The sequence below is a fragment of the Bacillus silvicola genome (assembly GCF_050524305.1).
GTDB classification, from domain to species: domain Bacteria; phylum Bacillota; class Bacilli; order Bacillales; family Bacillaceae_G; genus Bacillus_A; species Bacillus_A cereus_AT.
In genome coordinates this window covers 1,813,292-1,831,060 of record NZ_JBNGVC010000012.1, presented here as the reverse complement: position 1 = coordinate 1,831,060, position 17,769 = coordinate 1,813,292, and the positions used below count along the sequence as shown (strand labels likewise).

The following is a 17,769-nucleotide window of genomic DNA, read 5'->3' as shown; positions in this document are numbered from 1 at the left end:
GACATTTTGTATACAAACGTATACACTTTGAAATACAAAATAAACGTATACATTTGTATACAAAGGGGGATTTGAAATGAGAGAAGATAAGTTTATGAAAGAAGGCCGTCACCGTGGTGAGCGTCATAGGGGGAGAGATGGATCTCATCATCGCGGGCCGAAAACATTTCGCCGCGGGAGAGCAATTGCCTTTTTAGAAATGATGAATTTAAAACGAGTGACAATTAAACAACAGTTAAGTAAGCCAGAATTCCAGTCTATTCAGCAAATTTTAATCGGGGAATTAAAGGCAATTGATATGGTTATTAATGAATTTACACAACTATTTGAAATACATGAGAGTGAAACGGAAGAAGCGTCTATGTTAGATGAGAAGGCAGATTTAGAGAAAGGGACTGCATCTGATGAAACAAATTAATCGTTATATTGATTCTGTATTTTGTGGTCAAGATGTTCTTTTGGATGAAGTGATTGCTTCCATAAAAGAAAACGAAATGCCGCCGATATCAGTATCACCTTCTTCGGGTAAACTTTTAACGATGTTAGTTTCCATTTCTGGAGCGAAAGATATTTTAGAAATAGGTGCATTAGGTGGGTATAGCGGAATTTGTCTTGCGAAAGGTTTTGGAGAAGAAGGCACGTTAACTTCACTTGAACTAGAAGAGAAATATGCAAAGGTAGCGCACAGCAATTTACATAAAGCGGGATTTGGAAAACAAGTGTCGTATATGACTGGTGCTGCTTTACTAAGTCTTGAAAAATTAGCCGCAGGTAATAAGCGATTTGATTTCTTCTTTATCGATGCTGATAAAGAGAATTATGAAAATTACTTAACATACTGCATTCAGCTTGCTAAGCCAGGCGCATTAATTGTTACAGATAATGTTCTAGCTGCTGGTAGTGTAGCTGATGAAAGTGTGAAATCAAAACGTTATACAGAAGCTATGAAGAAGTTTAATGAAGTAGTAGCGAATCATCCAAGTTTAGAATCTGTACTTATTCCAATTGGTGACGGGATGACGGTTTCTAAAGTGAAGAAATAATTATTATCTTACAAAAGTGTAATGTTCATGTCATGTTTTTGAATTTCTTCTTTAAGCTCTGGGCTTTAAGATAAGAATATAAGAAAAAACATATGAGGTGAAGGAAATGAAAAGATACATTGCACTATTTAGTATTTTAGTTGTATTTGCAAGTTTGTTAGTTGGTTGTGATATTAACCGTATGGGTAAAGACGAGTATTACGTTCAAATTACAGTAGATGGAAAAGAGTATAATGGTAAGTCTAGTAATGGTGAACCATATAAAGATTATCAATATAAGTTACCTGCATTTGATAAAGAAGGTAAAGAAAAAGAGTTAGAATTTACAGCTGTGAAAAATCTTCGTAAAGAAGCATTCTTACGCTTATACCACTCAGATAAAAAAGGTGTAACAGCTTGGGAAGAAGTGAAAAAAGACGAACTTCCAGCGAAAGTGAAAGAAAAATTAGGCGTGAAATAAGACAGATAGAAAAGGAATTGACGAACAGGGTCAATTCCTTTTTTCGTTCTCAAAATCCTCTTCTGAAATGACTGTAAAGCCATGTCTTTTAAATAAAGCAGTTGTTACCCCGTAACCAGTTTGTTTATTACCGTTAAATTCTCCAGTATAAATCGTAGAACTACCACAAGATGGACTACGTTCTTTTAAAATAATATACTCTGGATGTAAATCTTTAATTTGTTCTAACGCTTTATAAGCACCATTTACGAAGGCTTCTGTGACATTCTTTCCGTCTTTTGTCATCACCTTCGCTTTTCCATCCAAAACGTCATCGCCATTCCCACCAATAATTTCAGCTGAAGGACGAGGCGTTGGTAATCCTCCTAATACTTCAGGACAAACGAGGACTGTATCTTCTTTCTGCAGTAGCTCCTCTATTTTTGAAACGAGATTGTCATTTCCATCATACCGACAAGCGATACCACCTAAACAAGCACTTATTACGATCATATTGTCACCTCCAAAAAAATTTAAAATATCACGCCAATTTTTCTTCCTGACTCTTACCTATAAATGAGGTGATAAAAATGGGAAGCTTATATAATTTAATGAAACCACACAGTGAATTTCGAAGTAAAGAAGCGTTTAACGTATTATCCGAAAGAAGTCTCCTTCCTCAGGCGTGTGAAAGACGATAGTCTAGTGGCGTGTGGGAGATGAATTTCGGTTTGGCGTAGCCAAACATTTGGTTTTCCTATTTATTTCGCCCCTGATATAATCAGTCTTATAAATAGTACAGTGCGGGATTTATTTTTAGAGGTTGGATTAGAGTGGGGAGCTGCATCAAGGAGAAGTAAGGGGATATCGCTGTTTGATCCATTTGAAAAAGAGCCATGCGTATAGTACATGACTCTAATTAGCTAATCGAACTTTCTTACGACTGGCACACGAATCGCTACAAATAGTACGAAGACAATAACCGCGATTGCACCACTTTTCATAACGGTTACGATTGGAATTCCTATTGCAAGCGCAATAGATGTGAATGCATAAGAGAGCGGAATAAAGCCCATTGATGATAGCATAAGTAAACTCATTACGCGTCCCATCATTTCTTCTTTTACTGTCGATTGAATCATCGCCATAAGCGGAACGATAGCCATTGCAATCGTAATACCGTAAAACATGCCAGCTAATAATGCTTGCCAAAGTACGGTGCTAAAGTTGATGGATAAGAAGAAGACACCAGACAGTAGCATCATGATAATGCAAAATAGGCCGCGTCTACGATTAATATTTTTTAATCCGACAATGACCGCGCCTATTGCCATTCCGCCTCCTACAGATGCTTCTAAGTAACTGAACTGGAGTGAGTCGCCGTGCAAAACATTTTTAACGAAAAGCGGGAAACCGACTTGCATCGGACCAATTAAAAATAAGTTTAAAAAGGCGCTACAAAGAAGGAAAGTTGAAAGGAATGGTGATTCCTTTACGTATAAAATTCCTTCTTTAATAGAAGTGAACATGCCTTTGTCTGTATTTTGCTGCTCTGGCATCGTAAATTGTATTTTTTGAACGAGTATGGCTGCGACGATCAGTAATAAAATCGTGATTGAAAAAATCGTTTCATAGTTCGTAAATTTGATAAGAATTCCGCCAAGTACAGGGCCTAAGATGACCGATGCTTGGTTTGTCATTTGTGTAAGTGAGTTTGCTTGTGTTAAACGGCTTTTTTCTACAAGTTCAGGTAAGATAGATCCATCAGCTGACCAGAAAAAAGCATCAGCAAGTCCAAAGAATAAAGCAAATAAAGCAAATGTATATAGTGTTACATCACCTACGATGAACCATGTAAGAATGGTTGCGACGAGAATAGCACGAATAATATTAGAATAAAACATAATGTTTTTTTTCGGGAATTTATCAGCTACAGCGCCGCCAATAATCATAAAAATAAGCCTTGGAACACTAAGAGCTACGAAAACAACACCGAGTGAAGCTTCAAGGTTTAATGTTTTTGCTATGTACCACGTTTGTGAAAAAGTAAAAAAGGCTAAAGCAAAACTTGAAAAAAGAGTAGCTGCCCAAAGAAAAAGGAAATTCGTATTTTTTAATAACGGTTTTCCGCGTCCCTCTAAAGCAGATTTATTTTGTTGTAGTTCCTCCATATTGCTTCCTTTCTATGTGACAAATTTAAACTAAAAAACCTGTTAACAATCGTTTTATCCCGCGTTAACGGGCAGTAAAGCTCCCACCTCAAAATTTGGCTCGAGCAAAGAAGTTAGGTGGGAGACCAACTGCCCGTAAACGCCCGATTGGTGAGGGCTGATACTCAGTGGGGGGATGAACAAAACCCCCACTGAGTATAGTTTCACTTTATACACTTTCTAATATTTCTATACTGCACTTTCTCATTGTAGACAATAATGTTGGATTTGCACAGTGGCTATTTAACGACAAAAAAGATGCCGAAGGGCATCTTTTTTTAAGCTAAAGCAATATAAATATCTAATTGTACGTTATTTGGATCCGTTGCTTTTTCATCATACAGTTCGAAATCTGTTGTAAAAGCGCGTTTGTTTTCTTTCGACCATTGCCAAATATATTCCCAAGCCTCGCACACGACTTCAGACACAGGGCCTTTTCTCGTTGTAAATACTGCATACGTTGTGGCAGGTATTGTTATAGCTGTCATATTTTCAGGAACGTCTTCCAGTGAAGAAACGGGCATGCCAATAGTAAATTGATATATACCGGTTTCATCCGATTCGTAGTTTGAATAGAAGGCGAATGTTTCTTTTGTTTGTTGATTTGGAATTTGATGCATAATTTGTTCTTGGAAGTAGCGATTCCAAAGCTTTGGAATTTCTCCTTCAGTAGATGCCTCTTTTTCGTTTGTCGTCGTAATAGAGACGCCGATTGCTTGGAAAGCTTCTTTTGTTACGATAATCGGTTCTTTCATTAATAAAACCTCCCTTTATTGGACGGAACGTACGTTCTGTTTTTATTATAACATATTTTGGAAGGGAGTAGTGTTTTTTATTAAGTTGAAATGTATTTTATTTAGGAAAAAGAGGAATTTCGATTAGGAATCTTTAAATGAAAAGAACTCCTTTCATGTAAAAGGAGTTCTTTTCATTTCTATATTAAAACATACTTGAGCTATGCATTGGTTGGAGTTTTGCGTTTGGATCGAAGTAAGCTTTTGCATTATTTACTGCTGTCGGTGCTTCACCAAAGCCGCAAGCAATGAGTTTTACTTTTCCTTCATATGTACAAATGTCACCGGCAGCATAAATGCCAGGAATATTTGTTTCCATTTTTGAATTCACGAGGATGCTGTTCTTTTGAATATCTAAGCCCCAGTTTTTAATTGGACCAAGCGAAGACACGAAGCCGTAATTTACGATTACGTCATCAACATCAATGATAACTTTTTCTTCTGTTTTTACGTGTTGAAGAACAACTTGTTCAATCGTGTCATCACCGATGAGCTCAACTGGAACATACGGTGTGCTTACTTCTGCACGGGAATTCAGTAAGCTTTCTACGCTATGTTCATGTGCACGGAATTTATCACGGCGATGAACGATTGTAACTTTGTCTGCAATCGGTTCTAACATCATCGTCCAGTCTACTGCTGAGTCACCGCCGCCGAATACAACGACACGTTTTCCAGCAAATTTATTCATATCATCAACGAAATAATGTAAGTTTTTCTTTTCGTATTTTGCTGTGCCTTCTAATTCTAAGCGGCGTGGTTGGAAAGCACCATTACCAGCAGTAATAATGACAGATTTAGAGTAGTGGGTTTGTTTATTTGTAACAAGCTTAAATATACCGTCAGCCTGTTTTTCAAGAGTATCAACAGCTTCCTCTAAGCAAACGGTTGGATCAAATTTCTTCATTTGCTCTTTTAAGTTATCAACTAACTCTTGTGCGCGTACTTTCGGGAATCCAGCTACATCATAAATGTATTTCTCAGGATATAGCGCAGATAATTGCCCCCCAAGTTGAGGTAAGCTTTCAATAATTTTTACACTTGCCTGTCTCATTCCGCCATAAAATGCGGTGAATAGTCCTGTTGGGCCACCACCAATAATTGTTATGTCGTAAACCTTTTGATTTTCTGTCATTTTCATTCCCCCTATAGATGATGGAATTTTAATATTGATTTCATATATTGTTCATATGTACATGAAAATCCTGCAAATGATGACACTTTCAAATAAATGATAGCATATTTAAGTTTATAATACTTCTGAAAACGACTGAATTGTGTGTAAGTTTTCGCATAGATGCTTTTTTAATTGTATAAAATACAGGGAAAGGAAAATACATGAAAAAAAGGCTGAAAAACCCTTGAAAACGCTATGTTATTTTAAAATATTGATAATTCGCTAGGTGCTTGAATTCTGGAATAAAACCGACTAATATAGGGAAGTATTATGTTAAATTTCTATGACAAATTTCGTACGATTTTTTGAATGCGTGTTGTTATGATATAGAATGTGATAAATTCCACATTCTTGACAAATAGAGTTTTTAGTACTTGGTATTATTTTTCATTACTATTATATAAAGAAAAGGGTTGTGATTTGGTGAAGACTCCAAAAATCGTAGTTTTAGGTGCAGGTTATGGCGGGATGATTACGACTGTTCGTCTGCAAAAAGCATTATCTGTAAATGAAGCTGAAATTACGTTAGTAAACAACAACAGCTATCACTACCAAGCGACTTGGTTACATGAGAGCGCAGCTGGTACATTACAAGATGAAAAAATCTGTCTAGATATTCAAGACGTTATCGATACAAATAAAGTGAACTTTGTACAAGATACAGTAGTAGAAATTAAAGCTGCTGAAAAACGCATTATCTTAAAAGACGGCGAGTTAGAGTATGACTACTTAGTAATCGGTCTTGGTTTCGAATCAGAAACATTCGGAATTACAGGATTAAAAGAGCATGCATTCTCAATCGCTAACATTAATGCAACTCGTCAAATTCGTGAGCATATGGAAGCTAGTTTCGCTAAATATGCAACTGAACAACGCGATGAGTTAGTAACAATCGTTGTTGGTGGTGCTGGATTTACTGGTATCGAATACGTAGGTGAGCTTGCAAACCGTGTTCCTGAACTTTGCAAACAGTACAATGTACCACGTGAAAAAGCACGTATTATTTGCGTTGAAGCTGCTCCAACAGCACTTCCAGGTTTCGATCCAGCATTAGTAGAATACGCTGTAAAACAACTTGAGAAAAAAGGCGTAGAATTCCGCATCGGTACAGCAATTAAAGAAGGAACTGAAGAAGGTATTATCGTTGCAAATGGTGATGATACTGAATTAATTAAGTCTGAAACAGTAGTTTGGGCTGCAGGTGTTCGTGGTAACGGTATTGTGGAAGAGTCTGGCTTTGAAGCAATGCGCGGACGTGTAAAAGTTGATGAGTACATGCACGCTCCAGGATACGAAGATGTATTCATGGTTGGTGACGCAGCCTTAATCATTAACGAAGAAATTAACCGTCCATACCCACCAACAGCACAAATCGCAATTCAACAAGGTTACAACATTGCACACAACTTAACTGTGTTAGTTCGTGGCAAAGGCGAAATGAAAACATTCGCATTCGACAATAAAGGATCTGTATGTTCTTTAGGTCATGACGATGCAATGGGCGTTGTTATGGGCAAAAAGTTAACAGGTTGGAAAGCTTCCTTCATGAAGAAAGTTATTGATAACCGTTACCTATTCTTATTAGGTGGACCTTTATTAGTTCTTAAAAAAGGTAAATTGAAGTTATTTTAATATATAGTGGAGAAAAGCAGATACGGCTATGAGCTGTTTCTGCTTTTTTTGTATAATACACGTTTTCGATATAGTAATGAAAAAGGGGGAAGTGAAAGGAATTAAATATAAAATAATTGCGTTTCCGAAGAAAGAAAATGCAGATTCGTGAGGCCCCTGTTTCGTTTTCTTCATACTTCCATTCTATATAGTTATTTAACAAATAATTGTCATTTATCAGATACAGAAATAGACATACAAAAACGCCATTCTTTCTTAGGATCATACAGAAAGAATAGCGTATTTTTTCATTTTAGGGGATTTTGTTCAACTGGAAAAAATGAGAAAAATATGAAAGCATCTTTCGCTAGATAACCACCTTTACACTGATTTCGCCAGCGCTCTACTGAATATCAAGTTCACTGCAATCACGATGACTGCACCGATAAGGGTTGCAAATACACGGTCGAACAGAATGATAGACTGGAACGGCTTGCCGGCTTCCATGATCAAAATAATGAGCGGAATCATGGTTGCAGAGTATACAAGGTAATTTCGAACCTTTAGAAGAGGTCGAACACTTGCGAATAGACCGATACTTATAACTAATCCCCAAATTGGTAGACTAGTTGCGAGAAGCAAGCTCGCAACAATCACGCCGATTATTGTACCAAGCACTCGTTGTGTTGTTTTGATTGGAAAGAATTCTATTTTCCGCTGAGTAAGGATCGCTACAGTAATTGCAATCCAATAGAAGTGGTGCTCGGGCCAAAGTATTCGTAATCCCTCAGCTATAACTAGACATAATGCGAGCCTGATTGGGAATTGCCAACTGGATAGGTGTGCAAGAGAATTCCACCATAGAATGATTTTTTTCGATGTTGGCCCTTTCATAGCTCCATCCAGCGATGATTTAAAACAGCGGTGTACCCAGATGCCTAGTACCAAGCTGATACTGATGGTCCAAATCGCTCCTGCTAAGATTGAAAAAATTAGTGCCATCGGGTACTCCGTCTGGTCTAACATATTGAGGATGATGATCAGGAATATGACAAAGCGTGTTGTTGCCACGGCCAAAGCCCGACTATATCCGCCAATTAACGTAGCAAGGATTACCAGCAGGGTCAAGACTCCGAATGTCAGGTAGCCTTGTCCGAAAGAGAGACCAGCAGCAATTGCAGCGAGTGCTACTGATATGAGCGCTGACGCCAACTTTTCCCCGTGATTTATAAAACTTGAACCGACTTTCACGCTACTGACTGCCAAACTTCCGACCGATGCAGCAAAACCAAGAGCGGGATAGCCTAGAAATGTGGCGAACAGAACAGGTCCGGCCATACCTATGCCAGCGGAAATGAGTTCTACTATTTCTACCTTGGACTCCTTAGACCAAGAAAACAGTTGAGCCCTATATGCCTTTATATTCATCTATAGCACCTCTTCCGACCCAAAGAGTAGGGCACAGTTTAATAATATGCTTTTTCTTTAATCCATGGACATGTGGTGATACCTATGTCCATCAGGCTGATATTTTGAAGTATCCCCAAAATGAAAATTTTATCTTTCCAGAGTTATTTATAATAATTCGGCTCATTTTTTTCGATATAGGGAAATGCCAATTTTTTAAGTTGGTGGCAATGGGGCATTATTCTAAGAAAGGAAAAGTCACAGTGTACTTAAAAATATAGTATAATATATAAAAAAGAAAGAATATTCTGTTCTCTCTAGTAGAGGAGGTTGCATCATGGGGAAGCGCGGGAAAGTATGGTTAGCTGTTAGTGGCCTAGTAGCTACAAAAGATGGCAGGTGGCTATTCGTTAAGAAGAAATACAGTGGATTAAAGGGGAAATGGTCTTTGCCGGCTGGTTTTGTAAATGAAGGTGAGACGGTTGATGAAGCTGTGAAACGTGAAGTGTTAGAAGAGACAGGTATTGTCGCTCATGTGAAGGGAATTATTGGCGTTCGATCGGGCGTGATTCGCAATGAAATTAGTGATAATATGATTATTTTCCTTTTGGAACCTGAAGGGGAAAATATTATTGTACAGGAGAAGGAATTGTCTGAAGTAGCGTTTCTACATCCAGATACGATTGCAGACGATCCAAATACGTCTGTACTTATTAAATATTTGTTAGAAAGAAAATCAGAATTCCATCTTGAAATGGACAAAACATTAAATCCAGGAGAACAATTTGGTTATACGGCTTACCACGTATTTACGGCGCATGAGAAGGAGAGGGAGAAAGAGTGAGTATACCGGTACTGCTTATTTCAATGATGTTATTTTTTATTTTGTTTTTTGGAATTGGATTTTTACTCAACATGATATTGCGAGCGACATGGGTAATGGTTATTGTGTATCCGATTGTTTGTATGCTTATTATTAATAAGGCGAGTGTGTGGGATTATTTTTCAAAGCCAAAAGAAACATTTTCTTCATTTGGGACAAGTGTATCGCATTTAGGACAAGCAGATGTGTTTATTTTATCTACTGGGTTAGTAGGTGCTGCTTTAGCAGGAATCGTGATTAAGAAACTTCGGAAAAGCGGATATCAAATGTTTTAATCTCCAATTCATTTGGAGATTATTTTTTTGCATATTCCTTCATTGTATAGGGAATGATTAACGATGAAGGAGTGTGGAATATAAAAATGTTAAAACGATATTGTATTCGCATTATGATGACTTGTTTACTTGTATCCGCATTATGCGTAACATGGAATGCTTTCACAGGAGTTTCTTTATTAGAGATTGTAAAGAAATATGAGGGAACGAGTGCAAAAGAAGTACATGCAGCAGAAGTTAAGAGAAATGTTGCTCCGAGTAAAGAAGTGATAAATGCTTTAGAACAGGCAAACGACTGGTCTAAATATCGTTCAATTGAAATGACTGCAACAGGTTATACATCAGGCATAGAGTCAACCGGTAAGAGCCCGGGACATCCGGAGTATGGTATTACATATTCAGGTGTTAAGGTGAAAAGGGATTTATATTCCACGATCGCTGCGGATTTACGCGTATTCCCAATTGGAACGATTCTATTCGTACCGGGTTATGGGTATGGTGTAGTAGCTGATAAGGGCGGTGCAATAAAAGGAAACCGTCTTGATCTGTATTATGATACGGTGAAAGATGTTTATAGCCAATGGGGTAAGAAAAAAGTAAATGTGTATGTAGTGAAAGTTGGAAATGGTAAGTTTTCAGAAGAAGAGTTAACGATGTTAAATCAAGACGAAACGATGCAAGTGTTTCGCGGCCAATATTTAAAACAAAGATAGTCTAGTGGTAATTACGCTAGACTTTTTTTATTTTTTATTAGAAGAAATATGGAGTATATAGGATGTAACAGAAGTTAGAATTGTCGCATTTTATCGAAAATAAAGTTATAATAAAGGCAGAGTAGAGAAATTTAGGGGGTCTGAACATGTTTCAAGTACAAAAAGAATTAGCAAGCCATGAAGCGGTGATTGTTGCCTTATTTGAAGAAGAGAAAACGAGTAGTTTTGTACAAGAACTAGACAAAGCGTTTGAAGGGCAATTACAAGTTTTATTAGAAGAGAAAGAACTTTCTACTAAGAAGAAAGCTATTTCAAAAGTACATAGTTTAGGAAAAACAAATGTGAAACGTTATTATTTCGTTGGTTTAGGAAAGAAAGAATCTTATACGACGGAAACATTACGTGCGGCTCTTGGTAAGGCGTTTAAAACACTGCAGGCAGCCAAAGTACAAGAGGCAGCAATCTTACTTGATTCTTTCGTAACAGAGAAGTTAGACGCGATTGATGTTGCTCATATTGCAGCAGAAGTACAAGGTCTTGGTACATATGAATTACAAACGTATAAATCAGATAAAAAGGAACGTGTAGAGCTAGAGAAGTTCACGGCTATTACAGCGGAAGATGCACAAGAAATTGAAGCGGCATTAACAGTTGGTTACGTACATGGACATGCAACAAATTCAGCTCGTACACTTGTAAATATGCCGCCAAACGTATTAACAGCGACAAGGCTTGCTGAGTATGCGGTTGAATTAGCGGAAAAGTATGATATGGATTATAAAGTTCTTGAGAAAGAAGAAATGGAAGATCTTGGTATGGGTGCATTACTTGCAGTAAACCAAGGTAGTGTAGAGCCACCGAAAATGATCGCTCTTATTTATAAAGGAAAAGAAGAGTGGACAGATGTAATTGGATTCGTTGGAAAAGGGATTACATACGATACAGGCGGCTACTCTTTAAAACCACGTGAAGGCATGGTTGGTATGAAAGGTGATATGGGCGGTGCAGCAGCTGTTCTTGGTGCGATGGAAATTATTGGTGAACTTCGCCCGGAGCAAAATGTTATCGCTGTAATTCCATCAACGGATAACGTTGTAAGTGGTACTGCATTCAAGCCAGATGATGTGATTACATCTATGAGCGGAAAAACAATCGAAGTATTAAATACAGATGCAGAAGGTCGTCTAGCGTTAGCTGACGGTATTACGTATGCGAAGAAGCTTGGTGCAAATTACTTAGTTGATGTTGCAACATTAACAGGTGGCGTAATTGTTGCACTTGGAAATCATACAACAGGTGCGATGACAAATAATGAAGAGTTGTTTGAACAAGTATTAGAAGCATCAATGGAAACGGATGAGCCAATTTGGCAATTACCGATTTTCGAGCGCGATAAAGAACGTGTCAAAAACAGTAAATTTGCTGATTTAAATAACTCACCAGGTCGTGAAGGACATGCGGTTATGGCTGGGACATTCCTAGGTGAATTCGCTGAAGACACACCATGGGTACACTTAGATATCGCTGGAACATCTGAAACATCAGGAGCGCATGATTTAGGGCCGGCCGGGGCAACAGGTGCAATGGTACGTACACTTGCAACACTTGTGGAGCGTTTCGAGGAAGAATAATTTTTGAAGAAAAGACTGTCTCAAACATTTGAGACAGTCTTTTCTTATTGATATGGTACGAGTATGATTAGTTTTTGTTGGTAAGTCGATACCATTTCATTTACTATTATGCCGTTTAATAACGTATGACATAGTGAAAGACTCGTCTTATAAAGAAATCGTATATAAGGTCCCACTTAAAGCAAAGGAAGTGCGTCCTGTTTCTTCAGAGACAACTAATATAAGTGCATCACTTTTTTCTGATAAGCCAATTGCAGCTCTGTGACGTGTTCCTAGTTCAGGATCAACTTCCGTACTTTTCGTTAACGGAAGAATATTAGCTGCTGAAACAATATGATTATTTTTAACGAGAACGGCTCCGTCATGAAGAGGATTACCTGGATAAAAAATTGATTCGAGTAACGGTGCGGTTAAATGAGCGTTTAATGTGGTCCCAGTTTGAATACAAGATTCAAGCGTCTCGTTTCGTTCCACAACGATAAGAGCACCGTGTTTGCGGGCACTTAAATGTTGGACAGCAGTTGTGATAAAATGTGAGCTTTCTGTATAAGGTGATAAATACGCCTGAATATAGTATGTAGCTGCCAATGTTTGTACATTTGCTAACATGTGATGAATATCTTCCATTTTGCATAAAATGCATTCATCTTCTTTATCAATTGCCTGTCTCATAATTGATAATTCTTTTTCAGCAATTTCAATCATTTGTTTTGTTTGTATTTTGAGTTCTTCTGACAAGCCCCATTCTTGCATAATCCTCATTCCCTTTGGTGGAGTATTTAATCATAGTGTATACAAATATTCCTAGTAAAATCCTGCTAGATTTTATAAAATATTGAGATACAGGTTGTTTTTTTCATATAATAAAGGTATGACAAGCGGGAGGAGATAGAAGTATGGATTGGAAACAAGAATTTAGTCGCTGGCTTTCATATGCAGAATTAGATGTAGAATTAAAAGAACAGCTAGAAAACATGAAGCAAGATGAGAAGAAAATCGAGGATAGCTTTTATAAAAATCTAGAGTTCGGCACAGGTGGTATGCGTGGTGAACTTGGTGCTGGTACGAACCGATTAAATGTATATACAGTTCGTAAAGCGACACAAGGATTAGCGAAATTTATTGAAAAATTAGGTGAAGAAGCGAAGAAACGTGGTGTTGTTGTAGCGTATGATTCTCGTCATAAATCACCTGAATTTGCAATGGAAGTAGCCGCTACACTAGGTGCACACGGTATTACAACATATGTGTTTGAAAGCTTACGCCCAACGCCAGTGCTTTCTTTCGCAGTTCGTCATTTACATACAGTAAGTGGAATCGTTCTTACGGCAAGCCATAACCCGCCTGAATATAACGGTTATAAAGTATATGGTGACGATGGTGGACAATTGCCTCCAAAAGAAGCTGATGAGTTAATTAGTTACGTAAATGCAGTAGAAGATGAATTAACAGTTGAAGTTGCTGATGTAGAGCAATTAAAAGCTGACGGTTTATTACATATAATTGGACAAGAAGTAGATGATGCATATGCAGCAGAATTGAACAATGTCATTATTAATAAAGAGATGGTGAAAGAAGTAGGAAAAGATTTAAAAATCGTCTTTACACCATTACATGGAACTTCAAATATTTCTGTACGCCGTGGCTTAGAAGAAGTTGGATTTACAGATGTAACAGTTGTAAAAGAGCAAGAGTTACCAGATCCAAACTTCTCTACAGTGAAATCACCAAACCCAGAAGAGCATGCAGCGTTTGAGTATGCAATTCGCGACGGTGAAAAAGTAGGCGCAGACGTGTTAATCGCAACAGATCCTGATGCAGACCGTCTAGGCGTAGCAGTTCGTAATCACGATGGTGAGTTCCAAGTGTTAACTGGGAACCAAACAGGTGCGTTAATGCTTGATTACTTATTATCACAAAAGAAAGAAAACGGAACGCTTCCAGAAAACGGTGTTGTTTTAAAAACAATCGTAACGTCTGAAATTGGCCGTACAATCGCAAAAGCATACGGTTTAGATACAGTTGATACGTTAACTGGATTTAAATTTATCGGTGAGAAAATTAAACAGTATGAAGAAAGCGGACAATATGAATTCCAATTCGGTTATGAGGAAAGCTACGGTTATTTAATCCGTCCATTCTGCCGTGATAAAGATGCGGTGCAATCTGTTCTATTTGCATGTGAAGTAGCTGCGTACTACAAATCACAAGGCAAAACGTTATATGATGGTCTGTTAGAAGTATTCGAGAAACATGGTTTCTTCCGTGAAGATCTTGTATCGTTAACGTTAAAAGGAAAAGACGGTGCTGAACAGATTCAAAAGATGATGGCAACATTCCGCGGGAATCCTCCGAAAGAAGTAGCTGGTTTCACAGTCGTTGCAGTTGAGGATTATAAGGAGAGCATCATTACAACGTTACAAGGTGGAAATAAGGAAGAGATTCACTTACCGAAATCAAATGTGTTAAAATATCAATTAGAAGATGGTTCTTGGTTCTGCTTACGTCCATCGGGCACAGAGCCAAAAATTAAATTCTACTTTGGTGTACAAGATGATTCCTTACAAAATAGTGAACAAAAGTTACTTACTATTAAAGAAGATATTATGAATCGTTTATAATAGAATAGAGTGCTACTGATAGGAAAAGGGGAGAACGGAGAACGGCCTCCTCTTTTCTTATAGTTTTGTATGATGTAGAGGATTATTAAGAGATAATGTTATAAATTTGCACCTTACTAAGAGAATTAAAAGGAAAAGCGAGGGTATTTGTCATGAAAAAAGTGAGAAAAGCAATTATCCCGGCAGCGGGATTAGGAACACGCTTTTTACCAGCAACGAAAGCAATGCCAAAAGAAATGCTTCCAATTGTAGATAAACCAACAATTCAATACATCGTAGAAGAAGCAGTAAAATCAGGCATCGAAGATATTATTATCGTTACTGGTAAAGGAAAGCGCTCTATCGAAGATCATTTCGATAATGCATTTGAATTAGAGCAAAACTTATTAGAGAAGAAAAAGTATGAGTTACTTGAAAAAGTACAAGCTTCTTCTAAAATGGTAGATATCCATTACATTCGTCAAAAAGAACCAAAAGGATTAGGACATGCTGTTTGGTGTGCGCGTAAATTTATTGGTGATGAGCCGTTTGCAGTATTATTAGGCGATGATATCGTTCAAGCTGAAAAACCATGTTTACGTCAATTAATGGACGAGTATGACAAAACACTTTCTTCTGTTATTGGTGTGCAAACTGTTCCTGAAGCAGAAACACATCGCTACGGAATTATCGATCCGTTAGAGCAAGAGGGTCGTCGTTATCAAGTTCGTAATTTTGTTGAGAAGCCAGCGCAAGGTACTGCACCTTCAAACTTAGCGATTATGGGACGTTACATTTTAACACCTGAAATCTTTATGTTCTTAGAACAGCAACAAGTTGGAGCGGGCGGCGAAATTCAGTTAACGGATGCAATTCAAAGCTTAAATGAAATTCAACGTGTATTTGCTTACGACTTCGAAGGAAAACGCTACGACGTAGGTGAAAAGTTAGGATTCGTTCAAACGACAATTGAAATGGCTCTGCAACACCCAGAATTACGCGATGACATGGTCACAATGATGAAGAAAATTTTAGAAGAGCAAACGAATCAAGAGTCTTAATATAAAAAAGGAGTTGTTCCTACTGGAACAACTCCTTTTTCTTATGAAATCGTCGAATGAGAATGCTGATAAGCCGAGCGACGTACAGCATAGTATATGCGGGGTGCGATAATAGCACCGATAATTGTAAATGCAATGTCCTTTACTGCGAACCACATCATAATCATCCACGCAGCTTTATAACTCATATTACCACCCATGAAAATATTGACCGCTCCGTACATGTAAGTAGTACCGATAATATACGTTAAAATGATTCCTGTGAACGAAGCAATTGCAAAGGTGCTGAATGTTGGTCGTTCTTTTTGTTCTACTATTTTTCCTGATACGTAAGCAACGATAATAAATGCGATAATAAAACCACCAGTAGGGTCTAAAAGTGCTCCAAATCCAGCTTTGAAGTTAGCGAAGATTGGCGCACCTGCTACTCCAACAAGCATATAAACAGTCATTGATAATGCGCCAAGTCTACTTCCAAGAAGAAGCCCTGCTAAAATTGCGAAAAATGGTTGCATAGATAATGGGATGCCCGCTACTTGCAAGAATGGTGCCCAAGATACAATGTTTGCACCAATAGCCATAAGAGCGACGAACATGGCAGCTAATGCTAAATCTAAAACATGAAATCTTCTCATAATGTTAACCTCCTGTTGTTTTTAGGTTAACATTATCGTAGCGAAAATATTTACTTGTTGTCAATCAAAATATTTTGATAAGAAGGCTTTAAATAGTCTCTTAGCAACGTATATGGAATATGAAATTGCGGGATTCCGCTTGAATAAGGAGCAATCTCATATAAAGGGAAATAAATCACAAGATTATCTGGTTCTAAAAAATAGTGAAACTTTTTTGTGCTCGTTACTTTTTCGACTGCATCAGGAAAATAAATGCCTTCATTTTGTTTAATTTGTCTTACAATCTCCGTACGAATTATTTCTTTATATGTATCCTCTTGTTGAAATAAATCGTCTAAGTGTAATAACTTTTTTTCGTTTAAATCAAATGTATTTGCTTTCCACGTATAAAGTCCATGCGCTCCGCCTGTATATTGATAGTAATTCACATATAGACTTAGAAAAGGTCGTTTGTTTAAAGCTACTTTATAGTCAACATTTGCAACGTATGGATGGAAAGGGGTACTAGATCCTTCTGTTTCTTTATAATATTTCTTTGCTTCTTTTTCTAATTTACTTTTAAATTTGGCAGTAGAGTTTTTGTAATAGAAATTCAGCTTATTTTGAAATTTTGAGTCAGAAAAGTTGTGAAAGGAAGGCCTATTAATTTGATATTCTATATAAGGTTTCTTACCTTTTTGCGTTACAGTCTGAACATCGATTGTCAGGTTAGATGCTTTGGCTGCTAGTGCACAATTTGGTACAATAGTCAGCAAGGAGAATATAAGCGATAGTATACAAAATTTTTGTTTCATTTAGGTGAAACCTCCTTATATAAGTGTTATAGGTAGTTTGAAATTAAACAGGTAAAAATATACATTTGATTAAAAGTGAGGAAAAGGGGGAAACGATATGTCAAAAACTTTAATGGATTCGCTTGGAATTGAGTTGTTAGAGATGACAGAAGATAAGGTGGTTGCTACGATGCCTGTTGATGAGCGTACGCATCAGCCATTTGGATTTTTACACGGTGGTGCATCGGTTGCATTAGCAGAAACGGTAGCAAGCGTTGGTTCATACAATTTAATTGATCAAGAGAAATGTATTTGTTTTGGTTTAGAAATTAATGCAAATCATATTCGTTCAAAGAAAGATGGAATTGTAACAGCGATTGGGACACCTATACATAGAGGGCATTCAACAATGGTTTGGGATATTCGTATCATTGATGAAAATGATGACTTATTATGTATTTCAAGATGTACAGTAGCTATTAAAGAAAAACGTGAAAAATAGAAAAGAGGCTGCTCA

General features: G+C 37.4%; 19 protein-coding genes. 11 read left to right on the top strand and 8 right to left on the bottom strand.

Annotated elements, in window-relative coordinates; all coding sequences use genetic code 11:
• The first annotated feature begins 76 nt into the window (after positions 1–76).
• The 3 genes from ACP6L7_RS21610 (at position 77) to ACP6L7_RS21600 (ending at position 1,503) form a co-directional block, all read left to right on the top strand.
• Positions 77–418 carry a hypothetical protein gene (locus ACP6L7_RS21610; RefSeq protein ID WP_097832220.1) on the top strand — a complete coding sequence of 114 codons (342 nt, stop codon included), beginning with the start codon at positions 77–79 and terminating at the stop codon, positions 416–418.
• Positions 405–1,043 carry an O-methyltransferase gene (locus ACP6L7_RS21605; RefSeq protein ID WP_264448381.1) on the top strand — a complete coding sequence of 213 codons (639 nt, stop codon included), beginning with the start codon at positions 405–407 and terminating at the stop codon, positions 1,041–1,043. The genes ACP6L7_RS21610 and ACP6L7_RS21605 overlap by 14 nt, the downstream gene beginning before the upstream one ends.
• A 106-nt stretch (positions 1,044–1,149) precedes the next feature.
• A complete protein-coding gene (locus ACP6L7_RS21600; protein WP_097832222.1) occupies positions 1,150–1,503 on the top strand; it encodes a YxeA family protein in 354 nt (117 codons plus the stop codon).
• Positions 1,504–1,533: 30 nt separating this feature from the next.
• On the opposite strand, the gene ACP6L7_RS21595 is transcribed toward ACP6L7_RS21600, so the two are convergent.
• From ACP6L7_RS21595 to ACP6L7_RS21580, 4 genes are all read right to left on the bottom strand, one after another.
• Complete coding sequence (locus tag ACP6L7_RS21595) at positions 1,534–1,995, bottom strand: 2-thiouracil desulfurase family protein (protein WP_097832223.1); 462 nt, start codon at positions 1,993–1,995, stop codon at positions 1,534–1,536.
• A 410-nt stretch (positions 1,996–2,405) separates the two neighbouring features.
• On the bottom strand, positions 2,406–3,653 hold the full coding sequence (locus tag ACP6L7_RS21590) for an MFS transporter (RefSeq protein ID WP_097832224.1): 1,248 nt from the start codon (positions 3,651–3,653) through the stop codon (positions 2,406–2,408).
• 317 nt (positions 3,654–3,970) lie between these two features.
• Positions 3,971–4,447 carry a GyrI-like domain-containing protein gene (locus tag ACP6L7_RS21585; protein WP_097832225.1) on the bottom strand — a complete coding sequence of 159 codons (477 nt, stop codon included), beginning with the start codon at positions 4,445–4,447 and terminating at the stop codon, positions 3,971–3,973.
• A gap of 184 nt (positions 4,448–4,631) precedes the next feature.
• Positions 4,632–5,621, bottom strand: a complete 990-nt coding sequence (locus ACP6L7_RS21580; protein ID WP_128856434.1) for an NAD(P)/FAD-dependent oxidoreductase — start codon at positions 5,619–5,621, stop codon at positions 4,632–4,634.
• 465 nt (positions 5,622–6,086) lie between these two features.
• Here ACP6L7_RS21580 and ACP6L7_RS21575 point away from each other — a divergent pair, with 465 nt between their 5' ends.
• Positions 6,087–7,295 (top strand): NAD(P)/FAD-dependent oxidoreductase, encoded by a 1,209-nt coding sequence (locus tag ACP6L7_RS21575; protein ID WP_071770899.1) that lies wholly within the window; start codon positions 6,087–6,089, stop codon positions 7,293–7,295.
• A gap of 360 nt (positions 7,296–7,655) precedes the next feature.
• Here ACP6L7_RS21575 and ACP6L7_RS21570 read toward each other — a convergent pair whose 3' ends face one another.
• Positions 7,656–8,702, bottom strand: a complete 1,047-nt coding sequence (locus ACP6L7_RS21570) for an FUSC family protein (protein ID WP_071770898.1) — start codon at positions 8,700–8,702, stop codon at positions 7,656–7,658.
• Positions 8,703–9,018: 316 nt separating this feature from the next.
• Here ACP6L7_RS21570 and ACP6L7_RS21565 point away from each other — a divergent pair, with 316 nt between their 5' ends.
• From ACP6L7_RS21565 to pepA, 4 genes are all read left to right on the top strand, one after another.
• On the top strand, positions 9,019–9,525 hold the full coding sequence (locus ACP6L7_RS21565) for an NUDIX hydrolase (RefSeq protein ID WP_071743944.1): 507 nt from the start codon (positions 9,019–9,021) through the stop codon (positions 9,523–9,525).
• A complete protein-coding gene (locus ACP6L7_RS21560) occupies positions 9,522–9,839 on the top strand; it encodes a YuiB family protein (RefSeq protein WP_000027019.1) in 318 nt (105 codons plus the stop codon). The genes ACP6L7_RS21565 and ACP6L7_RS21560 overlap by 4 nt, the downstream gene beginning before the upstream one ends.
• Before the next feature lie 86 nt (positions 9,840–9,925).
• Entirely contained in the window at positions 9,926–10,552 is a 627-nt protein-coding gene (locus ACP6L7_RS21555; RefSeq protein WP_128856461.1) for a 3D domain-containing protein, read from the top strand.
• A 146-nt stretch (positions 10,553–10,698) separates the two neighbouring features.
• Positions 10,699–12,183: a cytosol aminopeptidase gene (pepA, locus tag ACP6L7_RS21550; protein WP_097832228.1), complete on the top strand. Its 1,485-nt coding sequence runs from the start codon at positions 10,699–10,701 to the stop codon at positions 12,181–12,183.
• 147 nt (positions 12,184–12,330) lie between these two features.
• On the opposite strand, the gene cdaS is transcribed toward pepA, so the two are convergent.
• Positions 12,331–12,936: a sporulation-specific diadenylate cyclase CdaS gene (gene cdaS / locus ACP6L7_RS21545; RefSeq protein WP_097832229.1), complete on the bottom strand. Its 606-nt coding sequence runs from the start codon at positions 12,934–12,936 to the stop codon at positions 12,331–12,333.
• Positions 12,937–13,079: 143 nt separating this feature from the next.
• On the opposite strand from cdaS, the gene ACP6L7_RS21540 reads away from it, so the two are divergent.
• Together ACP6L7_RS21540 and galU are read left to right on the top strand one after the other, a co-directional pair.
• Positions 13,080–14,804: a phospho-sugar mutase gene (locus ACP6L7_RS21540; RefSeq protein WP_097832230.1), complete on the top strand. Its 1,725-nt coding sequence runs from the start codon at positions 13,080–13,082 to the stop codon at positions 14,802–14,804.
• 152 nt (positions 14,805–14,956) lie between these two features.
• A complete protein-coding gene (gene galU, locus ACP6L7_RS21535; protein WP_000757821.1) occupies positions 14,957–15,844 on the top strand; it encodes a UTP--glucose-1-phosphate uridylyltransferase GalU in 888 nt (295 codons plus the stop codon).
• 41 nt (positions 15,845–15,885) lie between these two features.
• Here the strand turns inward: galU and ACP6L7_RS21530 are convergent, their stop codons facing one another.
• Together ACP6L7_RS21530 and ACP6L7_RS21525 are read right to left on the bottom strand one after the other, a co-directional pair.
• Entirely contained in the window at positions 15,886–16,479 is a 594-nt protein-coding gene (locus tag ACP6L7_RS21530; RefSeq protein WP_097832231.1) for a biotin transporter BioY, read from the bottom strand.
• A gap of 50 nt (positions 16,480–16,529) precedes the next feature.
• Positions 16,530–17,273, bottom strand: coding sequence for a DUF3298 and DUF4163 domain-containing protein (locus ACP6L7_RS21525; RefSeq protein WP_430529380.1), 744 nt, complete (start codon positions 17,271–17,273; stop codon positions 16,530–16,532).
• A gap of 97 nt (positions 17,274–17,370) precedes the next feature.
• On the opposite strand from ACP6L7_RS21525, the gene ACP6L7_RS21520 reads away from it, so the two are divergent.
• Positions 17,371–17,754 carry a hotdog fold thioesterase gene (locus ACP6L7_RS21520; RefSeq protein WP_016093481.1) on the top strand — a complete coding sequence of 128 codons (384 nt, stop codon included), beginning with the start codon at positions 17,371–17,373 and terminating at the stop codon, positions 17,752–17,754.
• Positions 17,755–17,769: the final 15 nt, after the last annotated feature.

Excerpts from the sequence above, each read along its gene's own strand:
- ACP6L7_RS21520 (WP_016093481.1), top strand. The coding sequence starts at position 17,371 with ATGTCAAAAACTTTAATGGATTCGCTTGGAATTGAGTTGTTAGAGATG.
- ACP6L7_RS21530 (WP_097832231.1), bottom strand. The coding sequence starts at position 16,479 with ATGAGAAGATTTCATGTTTTAGATTTAGCATTAGCTGCCATGTTCGTC.
- cdaS (WP_097832229.1), bottom strand. The coding sequence starts at position 12,936 with ATGCAAGAATGGGGCTTGTCAGAAGAACTCAAAATACAAACAAAACAA.
- ACP6L7_RS21605 (WP_264448381.1), top strand. The coding sequence starts at position 405 with ATGAAACAAATTAATCGTTATATTGATTCTGTATTTTGTGGTCAAGAT.
- ACP6L7_RS21590 (WP_097832224.1), bottom strand. The coding sequence starts at position 3,653 with ATGGAGGAACTACAACAAAATAAATCTGCTTTAGAGGGACGCGGAAAA.
- ACP6L7_RS21525 (WP_430529380.1), bottom strand. The coding sequence starts at position 17,273 with ATGAAACAAAAATTTTGTATACTATCGCTTATATTCTCCTTGCTGACT.
- galU (WP_000757821.1), top strand. The coding sequence starts at position 14,957 with ATGAAAAAAGTGAGAAAAGCAATTATCCCGGCAGCGGGATTAGGAACA.
- ACP6L7_RS21595 (WP_097832223.1), bottom strand. The coding sequence starts at position 1,995 with ATGATCGTAATAAGTGCTTGTTTAGGTGGTATCGCTTGTCGGTATGAT.
- ACP6L7_RS21555 (WP_128856461.1), top strand. The coding sequence starts at position 9,926 with ATGTTAAAACGATATTGTATTCGCATTATGATGACTTGTTTACTTGTA.
- ACP6L7_RS21565 (WP_071743944.1), top strand. The coding sequence starts at position 9,019 with ATGGGGAAGCGCGGGAAAGTATGGTTAGCTGTTAGTGGCCTAGTAGCT.
- ACP6L7_RS21540 (WP_097832230.1), top strand. The coding sequence starts at position 13,080 with ATGGATTGGAAACAAGAATTTAGTCGCTGGCTTTCATATGCAGAATTA.
- pepA (WP_097832228.1), top strand. The coding sequence starts at position 10,699 with ATGTTTCAAGTACAAAAAGAATTAGCAAGCCATGAAGCGGTGATTGTT.
- ACP6L7_RS21580 (WP_128856434.1), bottom strand. The coding sequence starts at position 5,621 with ATGACAGAAAATCAAAAGGTTTACGACATAACAATTATTGGTGGTGGC.
- ACP6L7_RS21600 (WP_097832222.1), top strand. The coding sequence starts at position 1,150 with ATGAAAAGATACATTGCACTATTTAGTATTTTAGTTGTATTTGCAAGT.
- ACP6L7_RS21610 (WP_097832220.1), top strand. The coding sequence starts at position 77 with ATGAGAGAAGATAAGTTTATGAAAGAAGGCCGTCACCGTGGTGAGCGT.
- ACP6L7_RS21585 (WP_097832225.1), bottom strand. The coding sequence starts at position 4,447 with ATGAAAGAACCGATTATCGTAACAAAAGAAGCTTTCCAAGCAATCGGC.
- ACP6L7_RS21570 (WP_071770898.1), bottom strand. The coding sequence starts at position 8,702 with ATGAATATAAAGGCATATAGGGCTCAACTGTTTTCTTGGTCTAAGGAG.